This is a genomic window from Mycobacterium sp. (assembly GCF_008709575.1).
Classification (GTDB): Bacteria; Actinomycetota; Actinomycetes; order Mycobacteriales; family Mycobacteriaceae; genus Mycobacterium.
The window spans coordinates 1-1289 of the sequence record NZ_VYIK01000167.1 but is presented as its reverse complement, the minus strand read 5'-3'; the positions used below and the strand labels follow the sequence as shown (position 1 = coordinate 1289).

General features: G+C 67.5%; 1 protein-coding gene. It reads right to left on the bottom strand.

What is annotated here, in order from left to right:
• Positions 1–1083, bottom strand: a 1083-nt coding sequence (locus F6Q13_RS17580) for an IS1634 family transposase (protein ID WP_293059284.1), incomplete at its 3' end; no start/stop codon positions are given.
• Between the last annotated feature and the right edge of the window lie 206 nt (positions 1084–1289).

Genomic DNA, 1289 nt, shown 5'->3' with positions numbered 1-1289 from the left:
GGCGAGGACCTCGGCGATCGTGGTCAGCGTGGCTTGGGCTTTGGCCAGGGTCTGATCCAACCCGCGGACCTGGCCGGCGTGCAGCTCGGCCGAATGGGTCAATACCCCGCGGTGTTGGAGCCCGAGCGCGCTCACCGCGACCTCGTGGGCGCTCACGCCGTCGAATCCGGCGACCGGCCGGTACGCCGATCGTGGGATGGCCAGCAGGTCGGGGTGATCCGAGGGCGGCAGCGACCCCACGTAGTGCAGCCGCGCGTCGGTCAGGGCGGTGAAGTTCGGTTCACTGTTTTGTCCGGCGTCAAAGACGATGGTCAGCTCGCCGGGATCAGCGCCCAGTGCGCGGTGCCGGGCGGCGAGTTCGCTGATCATCGCGGCGAACTGGGTCACGTCGGGCTTGTTGCCCGGGTAGGCGCGGGACAGCAGCGGGATGCCGCCGTCGCGGGTGACGACCAGGCCGAGTCCGACCAGCCGTAGGTCCGAGCGTTTCTGTTTCGCCTTGCCCCGCTGCGCGATCGGCGCCTTGTCGTTGGTCGAGTCGATGTAGGTGGCGAAGTTGGTCATGTCCAGCGCCATTGATGAGGTGTCGAGCCCGTACTCGGTGATCACCCGCGCGGCGATACGTGCCTCGATCTCGTCGAGCCGGTCGACGTCGACCGCGTCCATCGCGTCCCAGAACCGGCGATGATCCAGCGCGCCGGCCGCCAGCTTGACCAGCCGATCCCCGGCGGTGCGTGTCCACCAGTCGGCGAAGGCCAGCTTCGAGCGCGGCGCCACCACCCGGTTCACCGCGGCCAACGCCAGGTAGGTGCCCACCGAGGCGCCCGCATCCGATCGTCGCGCCCCCAGGACCTCGTCGATGGCGCCGATCACCCCGAGCCGGTCGATCACCGACCACGCCGCGGCGAGGTCGCCGAACCCCAGATGCCTTGTCCGCGAGGGCATCACCGTGGCGCCATCGACCGCCCGCTCGATCTCGGCAGCGGTACCCAGGTACCGCTGCTCCACGATCCGCGGTCGCCCATCCACCCGCGCCGAGGTCGCCAGATAGTAGTACGTCTTCCCACCGATCTTCTTGCTGATCACCGATGGCACTCATTTAGGTAATACGCATCCCGGCCCGAAGTCAACCACCTGCGCGGCATGTCGCCGCAGGTCAGCCACTATCGGCCGAACCAGTCAAACTTCAAGATCGAAATAGCCCGGAAACTCAGGCTAGGCTAAGTGCGCACCTGACGAGACGACGCAAGGAGAATCAGTGCCCATAATCGAGCAGGTCGGGGCCCGCGAGA